We start from the raw sequence: 17,425 nt of genomic DNA on the forward strand, positions 1-17,425 counted from the left end.
ACGGCACGTGGGGGGGCGTGGTGAAGATTCTGATCACCGAAGATGAACCGATCGTCGCTGACGAACTGGAAGCGATCGTCACGGACCTGGGCCATCAAGTTATCGGCATTGCCGGATCATCACGTCGGGCCTTGACGCTCGCACAGATGACGACTTGCGATCTGGCGCTTGTCGACGTTCATCTCAGCGACGGCATAACCGGACCGGCCGTCGCGCGGCACCTGAGCGAAGACGCACATGCGACGGTGATTTTCACGACCTCAAATCCGCAGCAGATCCCGCGAGACTTCTCCTCTGCGTGTGGCATCATCGTCAAACCCTATTCCGAGCACGCAGTGAAATCGGCGATAACATTCGTCGTTGACTGCATGCAAACAGGAAGTTCCCCGCGCCCTAAACCTCGGGCCTTAGAGCTTTCGCCCGCCTATGCTGCGCGCTGGAAAGTCGGCTCGATCGGCAAGCCTTAATCGTACCTCACCTGCCGGCCCTTCCATCACGCGGGCGTCCTCTTCAGTTCTTTTTCCGTGGTTGATACTTCGTCGCTCGGCGCCGTGAGCGTCAACTCCAGCAATTTGATCGAGACCCGTGTGCCCGGTCGCGCATACCCCGGCCTCACAGGTTCATAGGCGATGGTTCCCGAAAACTGCCGCGTTAGAAGAGCCGCGATTTTCGTTCCCAGTCCCTCGCCCGTATTGCTCGCGTTTGCATGCAGCATTTTATCGGCATCACTCGCGATCCCCGCGTAAAGACTAGCATCGATCCCGTAGCCGTCGTCCTCGATAATCAGTTCCGCTCCGGTTTCGCCCGTTTGCTTCAATCGGACGTGGACTTCGCCAGCGCCGTCCTCGCCGAAAGCATGCTTGAAGGAATTGACGACGAATTCTTGTGCCAGCACGCAGAGCGACGTCGCGACTTGCGCGGGCGCCAGCAGGGGCGGCACCTCGATCGTCATATGAATCCGGCTTTCCCCGGCCGTTTCCGCCACGTCGTCCAGAACCGCTTGCATGAGCGTGTCGATGCGCACGAGCTCGAGATCGTTGACGACATTGATCCGCCGCTGCGCGCTCGCGATTGCATGAATACGATCCCGCGCACCCGTCAGCGTTTTCAAGGATCGCGGATCGGACGTATGACGGATATGCAGATTGATAAAGCCGACGACGAGCGAGAGCGTATTGCCTATGCGGTGCGTTACATCCCGGAGCAGCGCTTCCGCACGCTCCCGTTCCGATTCCGCCCGATCGCGCTCGATCGCGAGTTCTTCGGTGCGCGCCTTGACTCGCGCTTCCAGCGACCGGTTCGTTGATGTCAGCGTCAGGGCTGTAATCTCCAGCGCTTCCACGCGCTGCCGCTCACGGATTAGTGCAACCATCGCCAACGCGGCGCAGGCCAGTAAGATCGCGAGCATCGCGATCAGAAGCCAGAAGCTTTGGTCGTGAAATTGAGCGACGCGCTCTTCGAAGAGGAGTTGTTGCTGCCTGCTGGCGGCGGCGATCTCGTCACGCAACCGGTTCGACAGCGCGATGTCGAGACTGGTCTCTGCGATCTGACCAGGTGGATTTGGATCCTTTGCCGCGGCAGCAATGCTCTTGTCGATTGCCGACAGGTGTTCCTGCTGCGCCTTGTGAACCTCCTCGATCGCAGCCAGCAGCTGATGGTTGTTCCGTCCGATCCGGGTAAAATCGGTATGGATACCGTCGACGGCCTTTTTTGCGGATTCGTAGGACGCGAGATAAGCTGGATCTCGTGTGAGCAGATATCCGCGTTGCGCGATCTCGAGATCCTGAGCGGCACTCAACCACTTCGTCAGGCCTTGCTGATAGAGCAACGTCTGCGCAACGCGATCTGCAGCCGTCACCGTCCAATGCCAGGCAACGATTGCTGCGAGCCCAGATAGAACGGCGATTGAAACCCAGACCAACAACGTTCTCGTCGCATTCGACGTCAGGAACGCTGCAAATCTCCGCGATATGTTTTGGCGGCCCATAACCCAGCTAAGAATGATCGAAGGAAAGTATATGCAATGCCACGACTTAACCGCCGTGCCAACCGCCTGCTAAAAGCAATTTTTCTCTATCAATACCACGACTAAGCTGCTCAGACCTTTCCAACTCGTAATGCATTTGGCCAAGCTATCGGCCAACGACATAGCAAGTCTGCACCTGCGCGCATCCGCGCATTTTGAATCGAAATAAAACCATCCGCACCCCTGAAAGCGGGGCAAAAAAATACACTAGGAAACTTTGGAACCCACAAGCGCTCGCTACGTTTTCCAACTGTGACCGTACCCAAATACTCCCTCCCCACTCCCCCGTGGCCCAGGGTACGGCGTCACTTAAAAGAGTTCGCGACCGCTTCCCCCCGAGCGGCGCGAACTCTAATTTTTTGTGCGGCATTCGAAGCCGATCCCGCCCCACCTTCGCCGTAATTCGGAACCGCGCCGTTTCTGCGCACGTTTTCTCAAGGCGCTTTTTTGGAAATGGATCGGAGCCAATGGGAAACCTGCTTTACTACGCAATCGTCTTCTTGATCGTAGCGATTGTCGCCGCGGCCTTGGGATTCGGCGGCATCGCCGGAACCGCGATGGAAGGAGCCCGGCTCATCTTCTGGGTCGCAATCGTACTCTTCATCGTCTCCATCGTCGCGAGTTTCATACGCCGGGCCTGACTCTGATTACGTGACCCGACGCAGACCAATGAAGCCATTTAAGAACGGCCTGGCCACAGCCAGGCCGTTTTCATTTGCGTGCGCACGATCAATCCCTTTCAAATCGAACCAATCAAAGTGGAACAAAAAATTCGCGGTGCGATTGACCAAACGCAACGTCACCAGGAGAAGACCGACAATGAACAAACAGACCTTGAGCCGTGCCGCCATCATCGCCGGACTTGCCATAGCGCCCGCATTGCTCACCTCATCGGCGGAGGCACTTTCGTTCGTCAAAACGCAAGCGATGGGCGAGCAGAGCACCTCCAGCCTCATCGGTTTGCGCGTGGAGAACGCTGCTGGCGATAAGCTCGGCGACATCAATTATCTCGTTCTCGACAATGCTGGAAAAGTCAGCACCGCCGTCATCGGCGTCGGCGGCTTTCTAGGCGTTGGCGAGAAGAACGTCGGCGTTCCCTTCAACGAGATAAAATTCTCCGAAAAAGACGGCAACCCCGTCGCGGTCCTCGGCGCCAGCAAGGATAACTTTCCTCGGCACCCAACTACGTTTGGACGGAAGGCTCCGCGATGAAAAAGTCGGAGCTCAACAGTGCGAAGCAGGCCTCCGAAGCGCCCGCTCCAAATTCCACCCCATCCCAAACGCAATAGAATTGCTTGAATGAAAAAGGCGCGGCCCCAGTGGAGCCGCGCCTCTTTCACGAACGAAGTAAAACGCGTCAGGCCGCGCGTTGACCGGACTTTTTCGATCTGAGACCGAAGAATAGTGACTGGCTGATCATTGCCTTTACGACGGCCGGCTCAAAAGGCTTCGTGATGAGAAACACAGGCTCCGGCTTCGTGCCCGTCAGCAAGCGCTCCGGGAATGCTGTGATGAAAATAACCGGAACGCTGATCGTCTCGAGGATTTCGTTCACGGCCTCGAGTCCCGAGCTTCCGTCAGCGAGATGAATGTCGGCGAGAACGAGCGACGGCGCTTTCTTGGCAACCTCCGCGACGGCTTCCTGATGCGTCCGGGCGACCCCTTGCACGCGATGGCCGATGTCGACGACAAGCGCTTCCAGATCCATCGCGATCAGCGGTTCGTCCTCGATGATGAGAACATCCGCCGAAAGCTGCTCGGCGATTTCCGCACCCGCCATCTGCAGAAGCTCGGTCACGTGAGCCGGGGTGACATCAAGAACCTGAGCCGCTTCCGCCGTGGAGAAGCCTTCGACCGAAACGAGAAGAAAGGCCTGTCTCGGAAGCGGCGTGATCGATTCCAGCCGCCGCTCCGGAAGCGGCTTATCGAGTTGCCGTACCTCGTCGGGCACGCGGTTTACGGCGAGCGAATTCCAGACCTTGGTGAAAGTGCGATAGAGCGCAACGCGCGGAGCGATCGATTTGTCGAACGACTCGGAATCGGCGATCAGCGCCTCCAGTACCGCCGCGACGTAGTTGTCGCCGGACTGTTGGCTTCCCGTCAGCGATCGCGCATAGCGGCGCAGATACGGCAAATGGGGAGCAATGGATTCGGCTATCGACATTTGACACCTCGTAATCTCGTTTTATGGCGAGAGGATCCTGTACCGAAACACAAGATCATCCCGGATAGGGTATTACGTCCGTGCACCCCATGAACTTATCCGTCTCGGCTCATCGAGCAACCGGGGCTAACCTCGCCCGGCAGCTCGCGTGATTCCGGCGAATTCGCCATTGGGATTGATATTCTCACCGGCTTCGAGACCGAGGGCCTTGTTCAAGGCCACACGGGCGCGATTGACCCGGCTTTTGACAGTGCCGACTGCCGCGTTGGTAATCTCGGCGGCCTCTTCGTAGGAGAACCCCTCCGCGCCGACGAGCAGCAGAACTTCCTTCTGATCATCGCTCAAAACGCCGAAAGCTTTCTTGAAGTCGACGAGATCCATATGAACGTGTTGCTCTGGCAGAACCGACATGCGCTCCGCCATCGCCCCGTCCGCATCTTCGACCTCGCGGCGGCGTTTCCGAAGTTCGGAGAAATAGGTGTTGCGCAGGATCGTGAAGAGCCAGGCCTTCAGGTTCGAGCCTTTTTCGAAACCATCCAGATTGGACCAGGCCTTGACGAGCGTATCCTGCACGAGATCGTCGGCACGCGTTGGATCGCCGCAAAGCGAATTCGCGAATGCGCGCAGATTGGGAACGGCCGCGATCAAGAGAGCTTGCAGGTCGTCGTCACTTTTCGTCACGACCGTCCTCCTTACTCTCCTCCTCGCGCTGTTTAAGTTTTTGCAGGAGTGCAACGAACCGATCGGGGACTGGCTCGTTAATCAGTTCGATATAGGCCTCTCTCAAACGCTGGCCAATCTGCCCCTGAAGCTCGACCGGTAACGGTGCCTGCATAGTCGTTGAATCCCCTCGCTTGGGATCACTGCCTGTGCCCATCTTGCAAAGACCCTATTTGACGGATTCCGTAGTACTCGTGTGTGCACACCGGGTTCCGGACGAACCTTCCCAGACCTAAATGCGCACGGTTCTAAAAAGTTCCAGAACTTCCGGTTAACTTGTAGAGCGGGCAACGGGCGCCCGGGCTCAACCGTAGCCTGAAAATCCTGCCGAGGCGCCGGTTATTTATCGATAAAATGAAAAAACGACCCTGTGACCTGACCGCGGCGGCTGCCGCCCCCGGACAGCGCTTCGCCGTCTGAATTCCGCAATTGGAAGAGGGGCTCGTCAGGCGAGGCTAGAACGCTCGCGTAATGAAACTCGTGCCCCATCAAAACCTCCCCGGCGCCGCCCAACGGGCAGGCCGCGACAAGCTCCGCCAGGCGATACCCGAGGTTCATTTTCCGGTTTGCGAACGATGTTTCGAGCCCCAGAAGCCCCAGCATCTCGTGGCGCTGGCCCTCGGCATCAACGAGGCCAGTCCCAAGCGCCATATAGCCTCCGCACTCGCCGTGAACCGGCCGCGACCGCGCAAACTCGGTGACAGCCGACCTGAAGCGGCCGGCATTCGACAACGCCCCCGCGTGAAGCTCCGGATAGCCGCCCGGCAGCCAGACGAGATCGGATTGGGGATCGGGCGCTTCGTCCGCAAGCGGTGAGAACGGAATGATTTCGGCTCCGGCCGCACGCCAGCCTTCCAGCAAATGCGGATAGACGAACGAGAACGCGGCATCCCTCGCTAGTGCGATACGCTGTGCAGGGGGCTTGATCTTCGTAAGCGCTCCTCCCGCCACTGATCCCGGCACGGCAAGCTGGAGGACCCGGCCGACGTCCACATGCGTCTCGATGAAATCTGCCAACGCCTCGAGCCGGGTGTTGATCTCCGCCGTCTCTTCGGCTTGCACCAACCCCAAATGCCGTTCCGGCAGTACGACGTTCCTTTCCCGCGGCAAGGCGCCGACGACCGGAAGCCCCGCAGCCTCCAGCGCCTCCGACGCGAAACGGACATGACGCGGACTGCCCACCCGATTGAGAATGACTCCGGCGATCTTCACGCCGTCCCGAAATTCCTGAAAACCGCGAGCGGCCGCAGCGGCCGTTTGCGATTGGCCGGAAACATCGAGCACGAGAATGACGGGCCAGCCCGTTTTCGCCGCGATGTCGGCGCTGGCGCCGTTGCCCCACGCCCCGGCTTTGGAAACCCCGTCGAAGAGCCCCATCAACGCTTCGCAAACGACGACGTTCGCGCCAAGCGACGAACGCGACAGAATATCGGCCGCGCGATCGAAGCTCATCGCCCAGCTATCGATGTTGTAGGACGGGCGAGCCGCCGCCACGGCGTGGAACGCCGGATCGATATAATCAGGCCCGCATTTGAACGGCTGCACCGCAAGACCGCGCCGGACGAGCGCGCGTAGCAGGCCGAGCGTCACGGTCGTCTTCCCCGAACCGGAGCGCGGCGCCGCAATCATCAATCCAGGCGGCAACGTCAATGCTTCGGGCATGGTCTGTCGCCTACTCTTCTAGCCACCGCGAAAACGGCGGCGATAATCGACGCTATAAAGCGCGCTCTCGCGGAAGTCGTCGCGCCCCAGCGCCTCGCCCACCAAAATCAGCGCCGTGCGTTCCGGTCCCGCCTCGGCAGTTTGTGCAGCGATGGTTTGCAAAGTACCGCGAATGATCTGCTCCTCCGGCCATGTCGCGCGATAGACCACCGCAGCCGGACAATCCGGCCCGTAGAAAGGCAAAAGACGCCTGACGACGTCTGCGATCGCATGGATCGAGAGATGCACGGCGAGCGTCGCGCGCGTTTCGGCAAACGCTTCGAGCTGTTCGCGTTCGGGCATTGCCGACGCCCGGCCCGATGTACGCGTCAGCACGACGGACTGGGCGACTTCGGGAAGCGTCAGCTCCCGCGCCAGCACCGCTGACGCGGCGGCGAATGCCGGTACGCCCGGCGTGATGGTATAAGGAATATCGAGCTTATCGAGCCGGCGAAGCTGCTCGCCGACCGCGCTCCAAATCGACAGATCGCCGGAATGAAGCCGCGCCACATCCTTACCGTCGCGCGTCGCTTGAGAAATGCGTTCGACGATCTCGTCGAGCGTCATCGGCGCCGTATCGACAATTTCGGCACCCGGTGGACAATGCGTCAGCAGAGCCTGCGGAACAAGCGACCCTGCATAAAGACAGACCGGGCAGCGAGCAATGAGATCGCGCCCGCGCACCGTGATGAGATCTGCGGCGCCAGGACCCGCACCGATGAAATGCACCGTCATTTCGACCGTTTCCCGTGAGCCGCCGATTGCGCTGCCGCGACCGTGATATTGCCAATGACACGCCTCGGCATGACCAGATGCGAGCCGGGCCCCGCGCTAACCAATGCCGCAGCCTCGGCAATCGAGGTGACACCGAAAAGCGACAAGGATCGCTCCGAACGCGTCACGCAATCCGCGCTTCTTTCGCGCAGCGCAATCAACATCCACGGACGAAAGGAAACGCCAGCTTTCAATGCCGCCGCTTGCACGTGAGCAGCAAAAACAGCCGTGGCGAGAGTCGCAACCTCATCGCACCTGCCCGCCTCGCGCCACGCTGCCGCAAGAACCTCGGAAAAATCTTCCGGTCGCGCGGAGCTGTTTGCTCCCATGCCGATTGCAATCATGCGTCACCATAGGCCTTAGCGGAAACCCACTGCAGAACAGGCATTGCCGGACGCCAAGCCATAAGTTTCCCCACTGGCTCTGCACGTTCGACGCTCATGCGCGTCAGCGTTCCGCCGCGGCTCTGATGGGCCGCCAGCAAGGCATGTTCGGATTCAAGTGTTACCGCGTTGACGACGATACGTCCGCCGGGCTTCAACGCCGTCCAGCAAGCCTCGATGACGTTGCCGTCGGCCGTACCGCAACCGATGAAAATCGCGTCCGGCTGAGCGAGGCCGGTGAGTGCCTCGGGCGCAGCGCCGTTGCGAATATCGAGATGCGGCACGCCAAGAGCAACGGAATTCCGCACTGCCCTTGCGGCGCGTTCGGCGTCGCGCTCGATGCCGATCGCCGTATTCGCCGGATGCGCCAGCAGCCATTCGATGCCGATCGATCCGCTTCCTGCGCCGACGTCCCAGAGCAGCTGTCCCGCGCCCGGCTGCAGCGACGACAGCGTCATCGCGCGAATTTCGCGCTTGGTCAGCTGTCCGTCGTTCTCGAAGTAATGGTCGGGCAACCCTGCAGTGAATGGAATGGGCTTCGCGCTGGAACCCGCAACGACATCGACCGCGATGATATTCAACGGATCGACGGCAGAAATATCAAAATTCTTCGCGAGCACGCTTCTGATCTGCTCGCGTGGACCGCCAAGGGCTTCCATCACGGTGATCGTGCTCTCTTCGAACCCTGCTTCGCTCAAAAGCCTCGCGACCTCGCGCGGCGTTTCACCGTTGAGCGCCAGCGTCAAAATCCGCCTGCCATGATGCAGGTGACGGCGGATCAGGGGTGTCAGCCCCTTCATGTTGAGCCCGAGCGTAGTCACGTCCTGCAGCGGCCAGCCAAGGCGCGAAGCGGCAAGAGAAAAGCTCGAAGACGAGGGCAGAACCTGCATGTCCTCGACGGGTATCGAACGCGCCAGCGTCGCGCCCGCCCCGAACCAGAACGGATCGCCCGACGCGAGCACAACCACGGGCGTCCCGCGCCGCGCCAGGATCGTCGTCGCGGTTGCCTCGAGCGGCTTTTCCCACTCCATCTTCTCTCCCGGCGTATCGCCAACGAGATCGAGATGACGCCGTCCGCCGACCACAAGCGCTGCCCCATCGATCAAGGCAGAGGCCGCCGGAGACAGCCCTTTTCGGCCGTCTTCGCCGATGCCAATGATGGACAACCAGCGCCCGCTCATGGCATTGGGCTCCCGGCATGATCACGAATTCCGACAGTCCGTTGCGTGTGCTGCTCCTCGGCGGAACGAGTGAGGCGATGTCTCTCGCGCAACGCTTGGCGAACGACAAAACCGTCGCGGCGACCCTGTCGCTCGCCGGCCGCACGGCCAATCCGGCCGCGAGCCCCTTGCCCGTTCGTGTCGGCGGCTTCGGCGGCGTGGACGGTCTCTCCGGATACCTGACCCGTGAGAATATCGATCTCCTCATAGACGCGACACATCCGTTCGCTGCCAATATAAGCCGGAACGCAATTTCCGCGGCCCCGGCGGCACGCATCCCTCTGCTTGCGGTCGAGCGGCCGCCATGGACGCCAATCAAAGGCGACGACTGGACCGAGTACGACAGCATCGAAGCTGCCATCGCTGGCCTGCCTTCGACGCCGCAAGACGTCTTCTCCGGCCTCGGACGGCAGGCAATCGCCGCGCTGAGTGGAGCACCACAGCATCGTTACGCGATCCGCGTCGTCGATGCGAGCGAACCGCCCGCAAACCTTCCACACGCGACGATCATCGCGGCGCGTGGCCCGTTTCGCGCGGAAGACGACATCGCGCTTTTCGCGCACCACGGCATCCGCCACGTGCTCGCCAAGAACGCGGGCGGCAACGCCACATATTCCAAGATCGAAGCCGCGCGCCAGCTTGGCGTCAAGGTGCATATGGTTCGCCGCCCCGCGATCGGCTTGCGACCGACAGTGACGTCGGTGGAGGAAGCGCTGGCCTGGATTGAAACGTATCGTCATCGTCGCTCCGCGCGCGGCGTGTAAACCCACGCACGCCCATCAGGGGACCTCACCTGACGCGTCGCCTGTGATCCGATGATGACAAGCGTGCGCATATCGCACGGCATTTCCGGCGCGCGTGCCAGCGTCGCCACATCGATCTCCTCGTCCGGCCGTCCGACGGCTCGAGCGAAGACGACAATCGTTTCAGGCGGCAGCACCGCACTCAGAATTTCGAACGCCTTCCTGATCTGCTGCGGACGCGCCTTCGAAGCAGGGTTGTAGAGCGCGATGACGAAGTCAGCCTCGGCGGCGAGCCGCAAGCGCTTCTCGATCGTCGTCCAAGACTTCAAATTATCGGAAAGCGAAATGGCGCAAAAGTCATGCCCCAACGGAGCACCGATGCGTGCCGCCGCCGCAAGCATCGCCGTCACCCCCGGCTCGACCCGAATGTCGACATCCTCCACCGACGCCGGATTGCTCTCGACGGCCTCGTACACCGCCGCCGCCATCGCGAAGACGCCCGGATCTCCGCCCGAGACGACAACAACGCGGCTCCCGCCGGCCGCGAGTGCCAGCGCGCGCTCGGCTCTCGCCAGTTCTTCGCGATTGTCAGACGCTTCAAGAACCTGCCCCGGCCGCGCTGTGATCCGGTTCACATAGGGCGTATAGCCGAGGATGATATCCGCAGCCGCGACGGCCTCCGTAGCAGCCGGCGTAACCCAGCCTTCCGGCCCTGGTCCGAGACCGGCGATGACCAGTTGCCCCTTCATGCGATGCGCCGTCCACGTCCACCCGGCAGCAGCACGATCGAGAAATAGGGAACCGCGCAATCGCCGAGGTCGGCCAGCGGCACAATCCGTTCGCCAGGCATCGTTCCCCGCTCGACATAAATGGCATCTTGAAAGCGCCCCGCATCTTTCAGCGCTTCTTTGATCTTTTGCAGGTTGTGGCCGACCTTCATGATGACGGCCGCGTCGGCGCCCTCGAGATGTTTCGCAAGAACCGCGCGATCGAGCGTGCCTGGCAGCACCGCCAATATGTCATCGCCATAGGTGATCGGCGCCCGTGCCGCCGTCCAGCATCCGGACATGCCCGTGATGCCCGGTATGACCGTGACCGGATAGGCCGACTTGATGCGATCGTACATGTGCAGAAATGATCCGTAGAAGAACGGATCGCCTTCGCAGAGAAGCGCCACGTCGCGACCCTCACCGAGATGCCCCGCGATCGCCTCCGCACACTCCGCGTAAAACTCGCGGATTGCCGAAACATAACCGTCTTCACGAAAATCGATCTCGGTCGTCACCGGATAATCGAACGCTGCCTCGATGACGGCTCCGGAAATGTACGCGTTCGCAATCGTGCGCGCGTGCCCCGGCCGGCCGCTCTTGCGAAAATGCGCGACGACCGGCGCTGCGCCAAGCACGCGCACCGCCTTCAGCGTCATGAGCTCCGGATCTCCCGGCCCAAGACCGACACCGAACAGCGTCCCGGACTTCACTTCGTTCATTCGGCCTCGCTCGCAAGCGCGTTGACGGCTGCTGCGGCCATGGCACTGCCACCCTTGCGGCCGCGCACGATCGCAAATGGAACGCGCCCATCGGCGGCTAGCGCCTCTTTCGATTCAATTGCGCCGACGAAGCCGACCGGCATTCCGATAACGGCCGCCGGCTTCGGCGCTCCCGCGTCCAATAGCTCGATAAGACGGAAGAGAGCCGTCGGCGCATTGCCGACGACGACGACGGAACCGGCCAGATGCGGCTTCCAGAGTTCCATCGCAGCCGCCGTCCGCGTATTGCCGATCTCGGCGGCAATTTCCGGCACCCTCGGATCGCGAAGCGTGCAGATGACCGGATTCTTTGCCGAGAGACGCGCCCGCGTGATTCCGTCCGCGACCATCATCGAGTCACAGAGGATCGGCGCACCCGCCGCCAAGGCCGACGCGGCGCTCTGCGCAAATGACGGCGACATGATAATATCGCGCGCGATCTCGACCATGCCGCACGCATGGATGATCCGCACGGCCACACGTTCTTCCTCCGGCGAAAACCGCGCGAGCTCCGCCTCGGCGCGAATGATCGCAAAGGAACGCGCGTAAATCGCCGCGCCGTCCCGGATGTAGTCTTGAACCGTCATGATGCGGAGTCCAAAATGAAGCGTGAAACGGCGTTGCCGATATCATCCGCTTCGACGTTTGCCAACGCCGCCGGATCGCCCGGAACGCCGTTGCGAATGAGATCGTAGCGTCCCGCGCGCGCGATAAGCGTGAAATCTGCAGCAGACTGCCGGGCGCACCCTTTTTCGCAGCCGGAAATGTGAACCGAATAGCCGCTCAACGAGCCGTTCAGAGCGCCAACCAACCGCCGCGCATCGCCACGCGTGTCGGTGGTAGCGTTGCCGCATCCCGGCGAACCAGGGCATACGTCCATCTGCAGCCGGGCATCTTCGGGGACGACGATTAAACCGATATCATCGGCCGCCTCCAGAATCAGTTCGGCACTCGGACGCTCCGCCACCGGAAAAACGAGAATGCGCTGCGGACTTGTAAATACGTCCTTGAGCTTCGCCGCCTCCGCGGATTGGCAGAGCCGCCCGAGCTGATCGGCCGTAATTCGTCCGAACGGCAACCCGATGCCAACTCCGAACACGCAATCCGCGCGCGAAAGCATTCCGGCAGACTCCGAACCGATCGCCGCCTCCTCCGATCGTGAAGATGCCTGCAATCCCGCCAGTTCGAAAATGCGCCCGGCGCCAGAGCGTGCAACAGCATCCTTCATTCTCCGCAGTGCGGGATCTTTCGCCGCAAGATCCAAGAACACCAGCGCCAGCCGCCGCACGGCATCGATCACGTCACCTTCCGCGACCGCGCACCGGAGATCGGCCGCACCATCGAGGCAAATGTCAAAGCCTTCAGCCGTCACCGCGATCATGATGTCGGCTGGCCGGCCCGCAACCACCGGCTCGGAGCTTCCCGAAAAACTAAAGCCGAATTTTCCTGGAAGGACCCAAAGCCGCGCATCGTCAGCGAGCACGTCTTCAAAGCGTGCAGCGACATCGCGCACATTTTGATGCTCCGGATCGATGCCGCTCAACGGATCGACAACGACATTGCGCACGGTCTCGACGGCCGCCGAACGATCGATCAAGTCCGCCGCACGGAGCGCAGTAATCGCATCATCGTAGCTATCGTCCGATACGCCGCGCAATTGCAGATTGCCGCGATTGGTAAGATCGATCTCGCCCGAACCGAAGCGCGCCGCCGCATCCGCAATTGCCGCCAGAGCGGAAATTGAGAACGCCCCCGCACGCGGTTTGATGCGCACGATCAGCCCGTCGCCCGAACGCATCGGCCGAAGCGCGCCGGGACACCATCCCTTTATCAAGTGAGCGGGCGCGGTCATTCGGCGGCCTCGCGCGGCTTGCCTGTTCCAGCTTGCAAATCGTTACGGCGCGGTTTCCAAAGCCCCCGCGAAATCGCCTCTGCGAAACGCCGGCGCATCGCTTCCATCGCCGCCGGATTTTCGCGTTCGATGAATGCCGCGACGGCAGGATCGCCGAGATACGCGTTGTAGAGACGCTCGAAGCCGCCGTTATCGACTGCCGATGCCGTCGCCGCGAACGCGAACGCCGCGTCGACGCTTTGCGCCATCTCCGCAGCTCCGCGATAGCCGTGCCGCATCTGCCCTTCGATCCAGCGCGAATTGGCGGCGCGACCATGAATGACGCGTGCGCATTCTTCTTGCAGCGTCCGTACGCGCGGCGTTTCCGGCGCGGCCGTATCGCCGTGATAGAGCGCAACGCCGCTGTTGCCGACGGCAGCAGCCGCAGCAGCGAACCCGCCTTCGTGAGCCGCGAAATCGCCTCCCGTCAGCAGATCGATCTCGCTGTGATCCTGCACGTGAACGAACGCGTCCGCGGCCTTCACGCGATCTTTGAAATCTTCTCCCGCGTCGGAACCCGAAGTATCATTGCGATAGCTGTGCGCCGAACTCTCGAGGTAAGCCCCGCCGAGGTCCTCGCGCTTCGACCAGTCGCCGCGGTCGATGTGCTGCATGACGCCCGAACCGTAGCTGCCATCGGCCGGACCGAAGATACGATCGATCCTCCCGTTTCCGTCCTCCGCCGCACGCAACGGATTATCGGCCTCCTCCTCTGACAAACCCGCAACGAGAGAAACGGCGCTGTCGAAGAGCGCGAGCTGCGCACCGAACATGTCGCGAAAAAGCCCGGAAATGCGCAACGTTACATCGACGCGCGGGCGACCGAGTTCCGCCAGTGCTTCTGTTTCGATCCCCGTAACGCGATAGGACCGATGATCCCACACGGGCCGGACGCCGAGCAAAGCCAGCGCCGTCGCAAGCTCTTCCCCGCCCGTGCGCAGCGTCGCGCTGCCCCAAAGGTCGAGCACGATCGCGCGTGGCCAATCGCCGTGATCGCCGACATACCGATCGAGAATAGCCTTGGCGGCGCGCCTGCCGTTCGCCCATGCGGTCGGCGTCGGCACGCTACGCGGATCGACGCTATAAAGATTGCGACCGGTAGGCAGAACATCGGATCGCCCGCGGCTCGGCGCGCCCGCCGGTCCCGGCTCGATGAACTTTCCGTCCAGCGCACGGACGATCGCATCGAGTTCGGTATCATCGATCACATGCAGGCCGTCTCGGATCGCCAGTTCTTTCACATCGCAGAGAAACGCGTCGATCCGCATCAGCGCATCGCTTGGAGACATGCCGGCTTCGAGACCACAGCGCTCCGCGATCCCGGCGCGAAAAGCCGCATCGACGATCTGTCCCGACAAAGCCTTTCGCCGCCGGGGATCTAAACCATCAGCGGACGAGAATTCATCGACGAGCTGTTCGAGATCACTTAACGGGCCGGAAAGTCCGGCTTCGACCATTGGCGGCGGACGATGCCCGAGCGTCACGGCGGCAAGCCTGCGCTTGGCCTGCGCGGCTTCGCCCGGATCGTTGACGATGAACGGATAGATCATCGGCACTGGCCCGAGCAACGCTCGCGGCGCGCAGGCGTCGCTTCCCGCGATCGCCTTGCCCGGCAGCCATTCGAGCGTGCCGTGCGCCCCGAGATGGATCAGCGCATCGATCTTCGCAACGTGTCTGAGCCAGAGATAGAACGCGACATAGCTATGGCGCGGCGGCGTCGATGGATCGTGATATTGCGCTTTCCGGTCCTGAACCTGCCCGCGCTCCGGCTGCAGTCCGATCAGGAAATTTCCGAACTCCGCAGCACGGAACGAAAACGCACCGTCGACGGCAAAGCTGTCGGCTTCCGGTTCGCCCCAAGCCGCCGTCACACTGTCGCGAAAAGCCTCCGGGAGCTGAGCGAAGGCAGCACGATATTCTTCGACCGACCAACGCATCTGCTGCGCATCGGAGCCAAGCCGCCGAACAAGATCTTTCCCTTCCGCCGGCGCGCCGGAAATCGCGTAGTCTTCGTCGCGCAACCCCGCTGCGATCTTGCAGGCGCTGGCGAGCCCGTCGAGCCCAACGGCGTGCGCGATCTGATCGGGCCGCCCAGGATAGGTCGAGAGCAGCAACGCCACGCGGCGCGTATTCCGAGGCGACGTTTTCAATCGCGCCCAACCAGCGGCAAGATCCGCGACGTGTTCAACACCCGTCCCGTAAGACGCATGCCGGAAGAGCGACATCCCCAAATCGCTGCCGAGATCGTCCTCTTCCTTGAACGAAACGACGCCCGAAAAAAGCCGGCCGTCGAGTTCCGGCAGAACGACGTGCATTGCGAGATCGGATGCGCCGAGCCCGCGCTGCGAATTTTCCCACGCCGCCCGCGACGCATTCGCGAGCGCCACTTGCAGAACCGGACAATCGCACCGGCCGAGCGGAGATCCCTCAGCTCCATCGCGCGCTGCGAACGCCGTTGCGTTAATGACGATGCTCGGGCGCACTCGGGAGAGTTCGTTGCCGAGCCACGCCGCCGCCTCGGGCGCCTTGAGACTCGGCACATAGAGGGCCGTCGTTGCGAGGCCGCGATGATCGAGAGCATCGATCAGCGCGTCGATCGGCGCAACGTCACCGGCAAGCAAATGCGAGCGATAGAAGACGACAGCCGCCGTTCCAATGTCGGCCGTCCCCAGCGCGCTTTCCCGATAGATGCCGAAGCTCGGAATGATGGACGGCGTCGGAATGTTCGCGCGACTATGCTCAGCCCGGGACAACACCCCCTGCAGCGCCGCCCGCGTGTTCTCGACGCCGCCTTGATCGAGAAGGGCGCCGAGCCGCGTCAGATCCTCGGCATCGATGGTGGAAAGCGCGGCAAGCCGTATGTCGGGGCGACCGTCGCCCGGCACGATGGCCAAGGCAATTCCGAGGTCGCGGCAGCGCTTCCCGAATTGCTCGCCGCCATAGCGCCAATAATCGAGGCCGCCGAGCAACCTGATGAGCACGGCCTTCGTACCGGCAAGCGTTGTGTCGGCGAAAAGATCGACCGACATCGGATGCCTGAGCGCATTGAGATTGGCGACGCGGAGGCTCGGCCGCGCATCGGCGGCAACCGAACGAAACGCCGCCGCCGCCATCGCCAGGTCGGAATCCGAAAACGAAAGAAACACGATATCGGCGGGCGCAAGTCCGAGATCCTGAGGCACGGCGGCCTCATCGAGATCCCGGCTCTCGCGAACGACGATATGCATTAGGCCGCGCCTGTCAGAGTCCTGGTGATGCCTTCACGGTCGAGCCCCTTCTGGCCGATGACGACGAGCTTTCCAAGTCGTGGCTCATCGTCCCGCCAAGCGCGCTCGTACCGCGTATCCACGCGTTCGCCGACGCCCTGCAATAGGAGCCGCATTGGCTTGCCGTCGATCGCCGCAAAGCCTTTGATGCGTAGCACGTCGTGGGCATTGGCAATGGCCTTGGCGCGCGACGCGAGATCGGCGGGCGACGCCAGCGGCGGAACGTCGACAATGAACGTCTCGAAATCGTCGTGGTCGTGGTCCGGCTCGTTGTCATGATGCGAGGGACGGGCGGCCAGATCGTTCTCGGCAGCCGCCGAAAGACCAAGCAACACGCTCGCAGGAACGCGGCCCTCGCGCGTCGCGACGATCTTGATGGCGCGCGGAACGCCGGCTCGGATCTCTTCCGTGATCTGATCCGCCTCTTCAGCCGACAAGAGATCGGTCTTGTTCAAGACAACGAGATCGGCACAGAGAAGCTGATCCTCGTAGACTTCCTCCAGCGGATTTTCGTGATCGACGGACGGGTCGGCCGCGCGTTGCGCCGCGACCTTCACCGGATCGTCTGCGAACCGTCCGGCCTTCACCGCCGGCCCGTCAACGACGGTGACGACGCCGTCGACCGTCACGCGATTGCGTATGTCCGGCCACTCGAAAGCTTTGACCAGCGGCTTGGGGAGTGCGAGCCCCGACGTCTCGACGATGATGTGCTCGGGCGGCGGATTTCGCGATAGCAGCGCCTCGAGCGTCGGCACGAAATCGTCGGCAACGGTGCAGCAGAGGCAGCCGTTCGTCAGCTCGACGATGTTTTCCTCAGGGCAATTCGCGATGCCGCACGAACGAAGAATAGCGCCGTCGACGCCGACGTCGCCGAATTCGTTGACGATCAACGCTAAGCGGCGGCCCTCGGCGTTCTCGATTGCGTGGCGCACGAGCGTCGTCTTACCAGCGCCGAGAAAACCCGTGACGATTGTGACAGGGACCTTGCGGACGCTCATTGGCAGAACTC

General features: G+C 61.9%; 18 protein-coding genes. 4 read left to right on the forward strand and 14 right to left on the reverse strand.

Features of this window, described 5'->3' with window-relative positions:
• Positions 1-20 precede the first annotated feature (20 nt).
• Complete coding sequence (locus AB4Z24_RS05915) at positions 21-467, forward strand: response regulator (RefSeq protein WP_441706508.1); 447 nt, start codon at positions 21-23, stop codon at positions 465-467.
• Positions 468-493: 26 nt separating this feature from the next.
• Here the strand turns inward: AB4Z24_RS05915 and AB4Z24_RS05920 are convergent, their stop codons facing one another.
• Positions 494-1,921: a sensor histidine kinase gene (locus AB4Z24_RS05920; RefSeq protein ID WP_441706510.1), complete on the reverse strand. Its 1,428-nt coding sequence runs from the start codon at positions 1,919-1,921 to the stop codon at positions 494-496.
• 572 nt (positions 1,922-2,493) lie between these two features.
• On the opposite strand from AB4Z24_RS05920, the gene AB4Z24_RS05925 reads away from it, so the two are divergent.
• Positions 2,494-2,667 (forward strand): DUF1328 domain-containing protein, encoded by a 174-nt coding sequence (locus tag AB4Z24_RS05925; RefSeq protein ID WP_441706512.1) that lies wholly within the window; start codon positions 2,494-2,496, stop codon positions 2,665-2,667.
• Between the two features lie 178 nt (positions 2,668-2,845).
• Entirely contained in the window at positions 2,846-3,238 is a 393-nt protein-coding gene (locus tag AB4Z24_RS05930) for a PRC-barrel domain-containing protein (RefSeq protein WP_441706514.1), read from the forward strand.
• 145 nt (positions 3,239-3,383) lie between these two features.
• Here the strand turns inward: AB4Z24_RS05930 and AB4Z24_RS05935 are convergent, their stop codons facing one another.
• The 7 genes from AB4Z24_RS05935 to cbiE all read right to left on the reverse strand — a co-directional run bounded on the left by AB4Z24_RS05935 (position 3,384) and on the right by cbiE (position 8,949).
• Positions 3,384-4,190, reverse strand: coding sequence for a response regulator (locus tag AB4Z24_RS05935; RefSeq protein ID WP_441706516.1), 807 nt, complete (start codon positions 4,188-4,190; stop codon positions 3,384-3,386).
• A 126-nt stretch (positions 4,191-4,316) separates the two neighbouring features.
• The gene (locus AB4Z24_RS05940) at positions 4,317-4,871 is read right to left on the reverse strand and encodes a sigma-70 family RNA polymerase sigma factor (RefSeq protein ID WP_441706518.1); all 555 of its coding nucleotides are present in this window, start codon (positions 4,869-4,871) and stop codon (positions 4,317-4,319) included.
• On the reverse strand, positions 4,858-5,025 hold the full coding sequence (locus AB4Z24_RS05945; RefSeq protein ID WP_441706519.1) for a NepR family anti-sigma factor: 168 nt from the start codon (positions 5,023-5,025) through the stop codon (positions 4,858-4,860). The genes AB4Z24_RS05940 and AB4Z24_RS05945 overlap by 14 nt, the downstream gene beginning before the upstream one ends.
• 224 nt (positions 5,026-5,249) lie before the next feature.
• On the reverse strand, positions 5,250-6,572 hold the full coding sequence (locus tag AB4Z24_RS05950) for a cobyrinate a,c-diamide synthase (protein WP_441706521.1): 1,323 nt from the start codon (positions 6,570-6,572) through the stop codon (positions 5,250-5,252).
• Between the two features lie 18 nt (positions 6,573-6,590).
• On the reverse strand, positions 6,591-7,346 hold the full coding sequence (cobM, locus tag AB4Z24_RS05955; protein ID WP_441706523.1) for a precorrin-4 C(11)-methyltransferase: 756 nt from the start codon (positions 7,344-7,346) through the stop codon (positions 6,591-6,593).
• The gene (locus tag AB4Z24_RS05960) at positions 7,343-7,729 is read right to left on the reverse strand and encodes a cobalamin biosynthesis protein (RefSeq protein WP_441706525.1); all 387 of its coding nucleotides are present in this window, start codon (positions 7,727-7,729) and stop codon (positions 7,343-7,345) included. The genes cobM and AB4Z24_RS05960 overlap by 4 nt, the downstream gene beginning before the upstream one ends.
• Positions 7,726-8,949, reverse strand: a complete 1,224-nt coding sequence (gene cbiE / locus AB4Z24_RS05965; protein WP_441706527.1) for a precorrin-6y C5,15-methyltransferase (decarboxylating) subunit CbiE — start codon at positions 8,947-8,949, stop codon at positions 7,726-7,728. The genes AB4Z24_RS05960 and cbiE overlap by 4 nt, the downstream gene beginning before the upstream one ends.
• Before the next feature lie 17 nt (positions 8,950-8,966).
• Between cbiE and AB4Z24_RS05970 the strand changes: the two genes are divergently transcribed.
• A complete protein-coding gene (locus tag AB4Z24_RS05970) occupies positions 8,967-9,752 on the forward strand; it encodes a cobalt-precorrin-6A reductase (RefSeq protein WP_441706529.1) in 786 nt (261 codons plus the stop codon).
• Here the strand turns inward: AB4Z24_RS05970 and cobJ are convergent.
• Genes cobJ through cobW form a run of 6 tightly spaced genes read right to left on the reverse strand, consistent with a single transcriptional unit; the run spans position 9,725 to position 17,414 of the window.
• Positions 9,725-10,480: a precorrin-3B C(17)-methyltransferase gene (cobJ, locus tag AB4Z24_RS05975; RefSeq protein ID WP_441706531.1), complete on the reverse strand. Its 756-nt coding sequence runs from the start codon at positions 10,478-10,480 to the stop codon at positions 9,725-9,727. The two genes, AB4Z24_RS05970 and cobJ, sit on opposite strands and share 28 nt — an antisense overlap.
• Complete coding sequence (locus AB4Z24_RS05980; protein WP_441706532.1) at positions 10,477-11,220, reverse strand: precorrin-2 C(20)-methyltransferase; 744 nt, start codon at positions 11,218-11,220, stop codon at positions 10,477-10,479. The genes cobJ and AB4Z24_RS05980 overlap by 4 nt, the downstream gene beginning before the upstream one ends.
• Positions 11,217-11,846, reverse strand: a complete 630-nt coding sequence (locus tag AB4Z24_RS05985; RefSeq protein ID WP_441706534.1) for a precorrin-8X methylmutase — start codon at positions 11,844-11,846, stop codon at positions 11,217-11,219. Before AB4Z24_RS05985 ends, AB4Z24_RS05980 begins: the two co-directional genes overlap by 4 nt.
• A complete protein-coding gene (gene cobG, locus AB4Z24_RS05990) occupies positions 11,843-13,111 on the reverse strand; it encodes a precorrin-3B synthase (RefSeq protein ID WP_441706535.1) in 1,269 nt (422 codons plus the stop codon). The genes AB4Z24_RS05985 and cobG overlap by 4 nt, the downstream gene beginning before the upstream one ends.
• A complete protein-coding gene (gene cobN, locus AB4Z24_RS05995; protein WP_441706537.1) occupies positions 13,108-16,377 on the reverse strand; it encodes a cobaltochelatase subunit CobN in 3,270 nt (1,089 codons plus the stop codon). Before cobN ends, cobG begins: the two co-directional genes overlap by 4 nt.
• Complete coding sequence (gene cobW, locus AB4Z24_RS06000; protein ID WP_441706539.1) at positions 16,377-17,414, reverse strand: cobalamin biosynthesis protein CobW; 1,038 nt, start codon at positions 17,412-17,414, stop codon at positions 16,377-16,379. The genes cobN and cobW overlap by 1 nt, the downstream gene beginning before the upstream one ends.
• Positions 17,415-17,425 lie beyond the last annotated feature (11 nt).

It is taken from the genome of Hyphomicrobium sp. 2TAF46, from assembly GCF_052114865.1.
Classification (GTDB): Bacteria; Pseudomonadota; Alphaproteobacteria; order Rhizobiales; family Hyphomicrobiaceae; genus Hyphomicrobium_B.

Coding starts and splice junctions, on each gene's coding strand:
- AB4Z24_RS05925 (WP_441706512.1), top strand. CDS start 2,494: ATGGGAAACCTGCTTTACTACGCAATCGTCTTCTTGATCGTAGCGATT.
- AB4Z24_RS05930 (WP_441706514.1), top strand. CDS start 2,846: ATGAACAAACAGACCTTGAGCCGTGCCGCCATCATCGCCGGACTTGCC.
- AB4Z24_RS05935 (WP_441706516.1), bottom strand. CDS start 4,190: ATGTCGATAGCCGAATCCATTGCTCCCCATTTGCCGTATCTGCGCCGC.
- AB4Z24_RS05945 (WP_441706519.1), bottom strand. CDS start 5,025: ATGCAGGCACCGTTACCGGTCGAGCTTCAGGGGCAGATTGGCCAGCGT.
- AB4Z24_RS05950 (WP_441706521.1), bottom strand. CDS start 6,572: ATGCCCGAAGCATTGACGTTGCCGCCTGGATTGATGATTGCGGCGCCG.
- cobM (WP_441706523.1), bottom strand. CDS start 7,346: ATGACGGTGCATTTCATCGGTGCGGGTCCTGGCGCCGCAGATCTCATC.
- AB4Z24_RS05960 (WP_441706525.1), bottom strand. CDS start 7,729: ATGATTGCAATCGGCATGGGAGCAAACAGCTCCGCGCGACCGGAAGAT.
- cbiE (WP_441706527.1), bottom strand. CDS start 8,949: ATGAGCGGGCGCTGGTTGTCCATCATTGGCATCGGCGAAGACGGCCGA.
- AB4Z24_RS05970 (WP_441706529.1), top strand. CDS start 8,967: ATGATCACGAATTCCGACAGTCCGTTGCGTGTGCTGCTCCTCGGCGGA.
- cobJ (WP_441706531.1), bottom strand. CDS start 10,480: ATGAAGGGGCAACTGGTCATCGCCGGTCTCGGACCAGGGCCGGAAGGC.
- AB4Z24_RS05980 (WP_441706532.1), bottom strand. CDS start 11,220: ATGAACGAAGTGAAGTCCGGGACGCTGTTCGGTGTCGGTCTTGGGCCG.
- AB4Z24_RS05985 (WP_441706534.1), bottom strand. CDS start 11,846: ATGACGGTTCAAGACTACATCCGGGACGGCGCGGCGATTTACGCGCGT.
- cobG (WP_441706535.1), bottom strand. CDS start 13,111: ATGACCGCGCCCGCTCACTTGATAAAGGGATGGTGTCCCGGCGCGCTT.
- cobN (WP_441706537.1), bottom strand. CDS start 16,377: ATGCATATCGTCGTTCGCGAGAGCCGGGATCTCGATGAGGCCGCCGTG.
- cobW (WP_441706539.1), bottom strand. CDS start 17,414: ATGAGCGTCCGCAAGGTCCCTGTCACAATCGTCACGGGTTTTCTCGGC.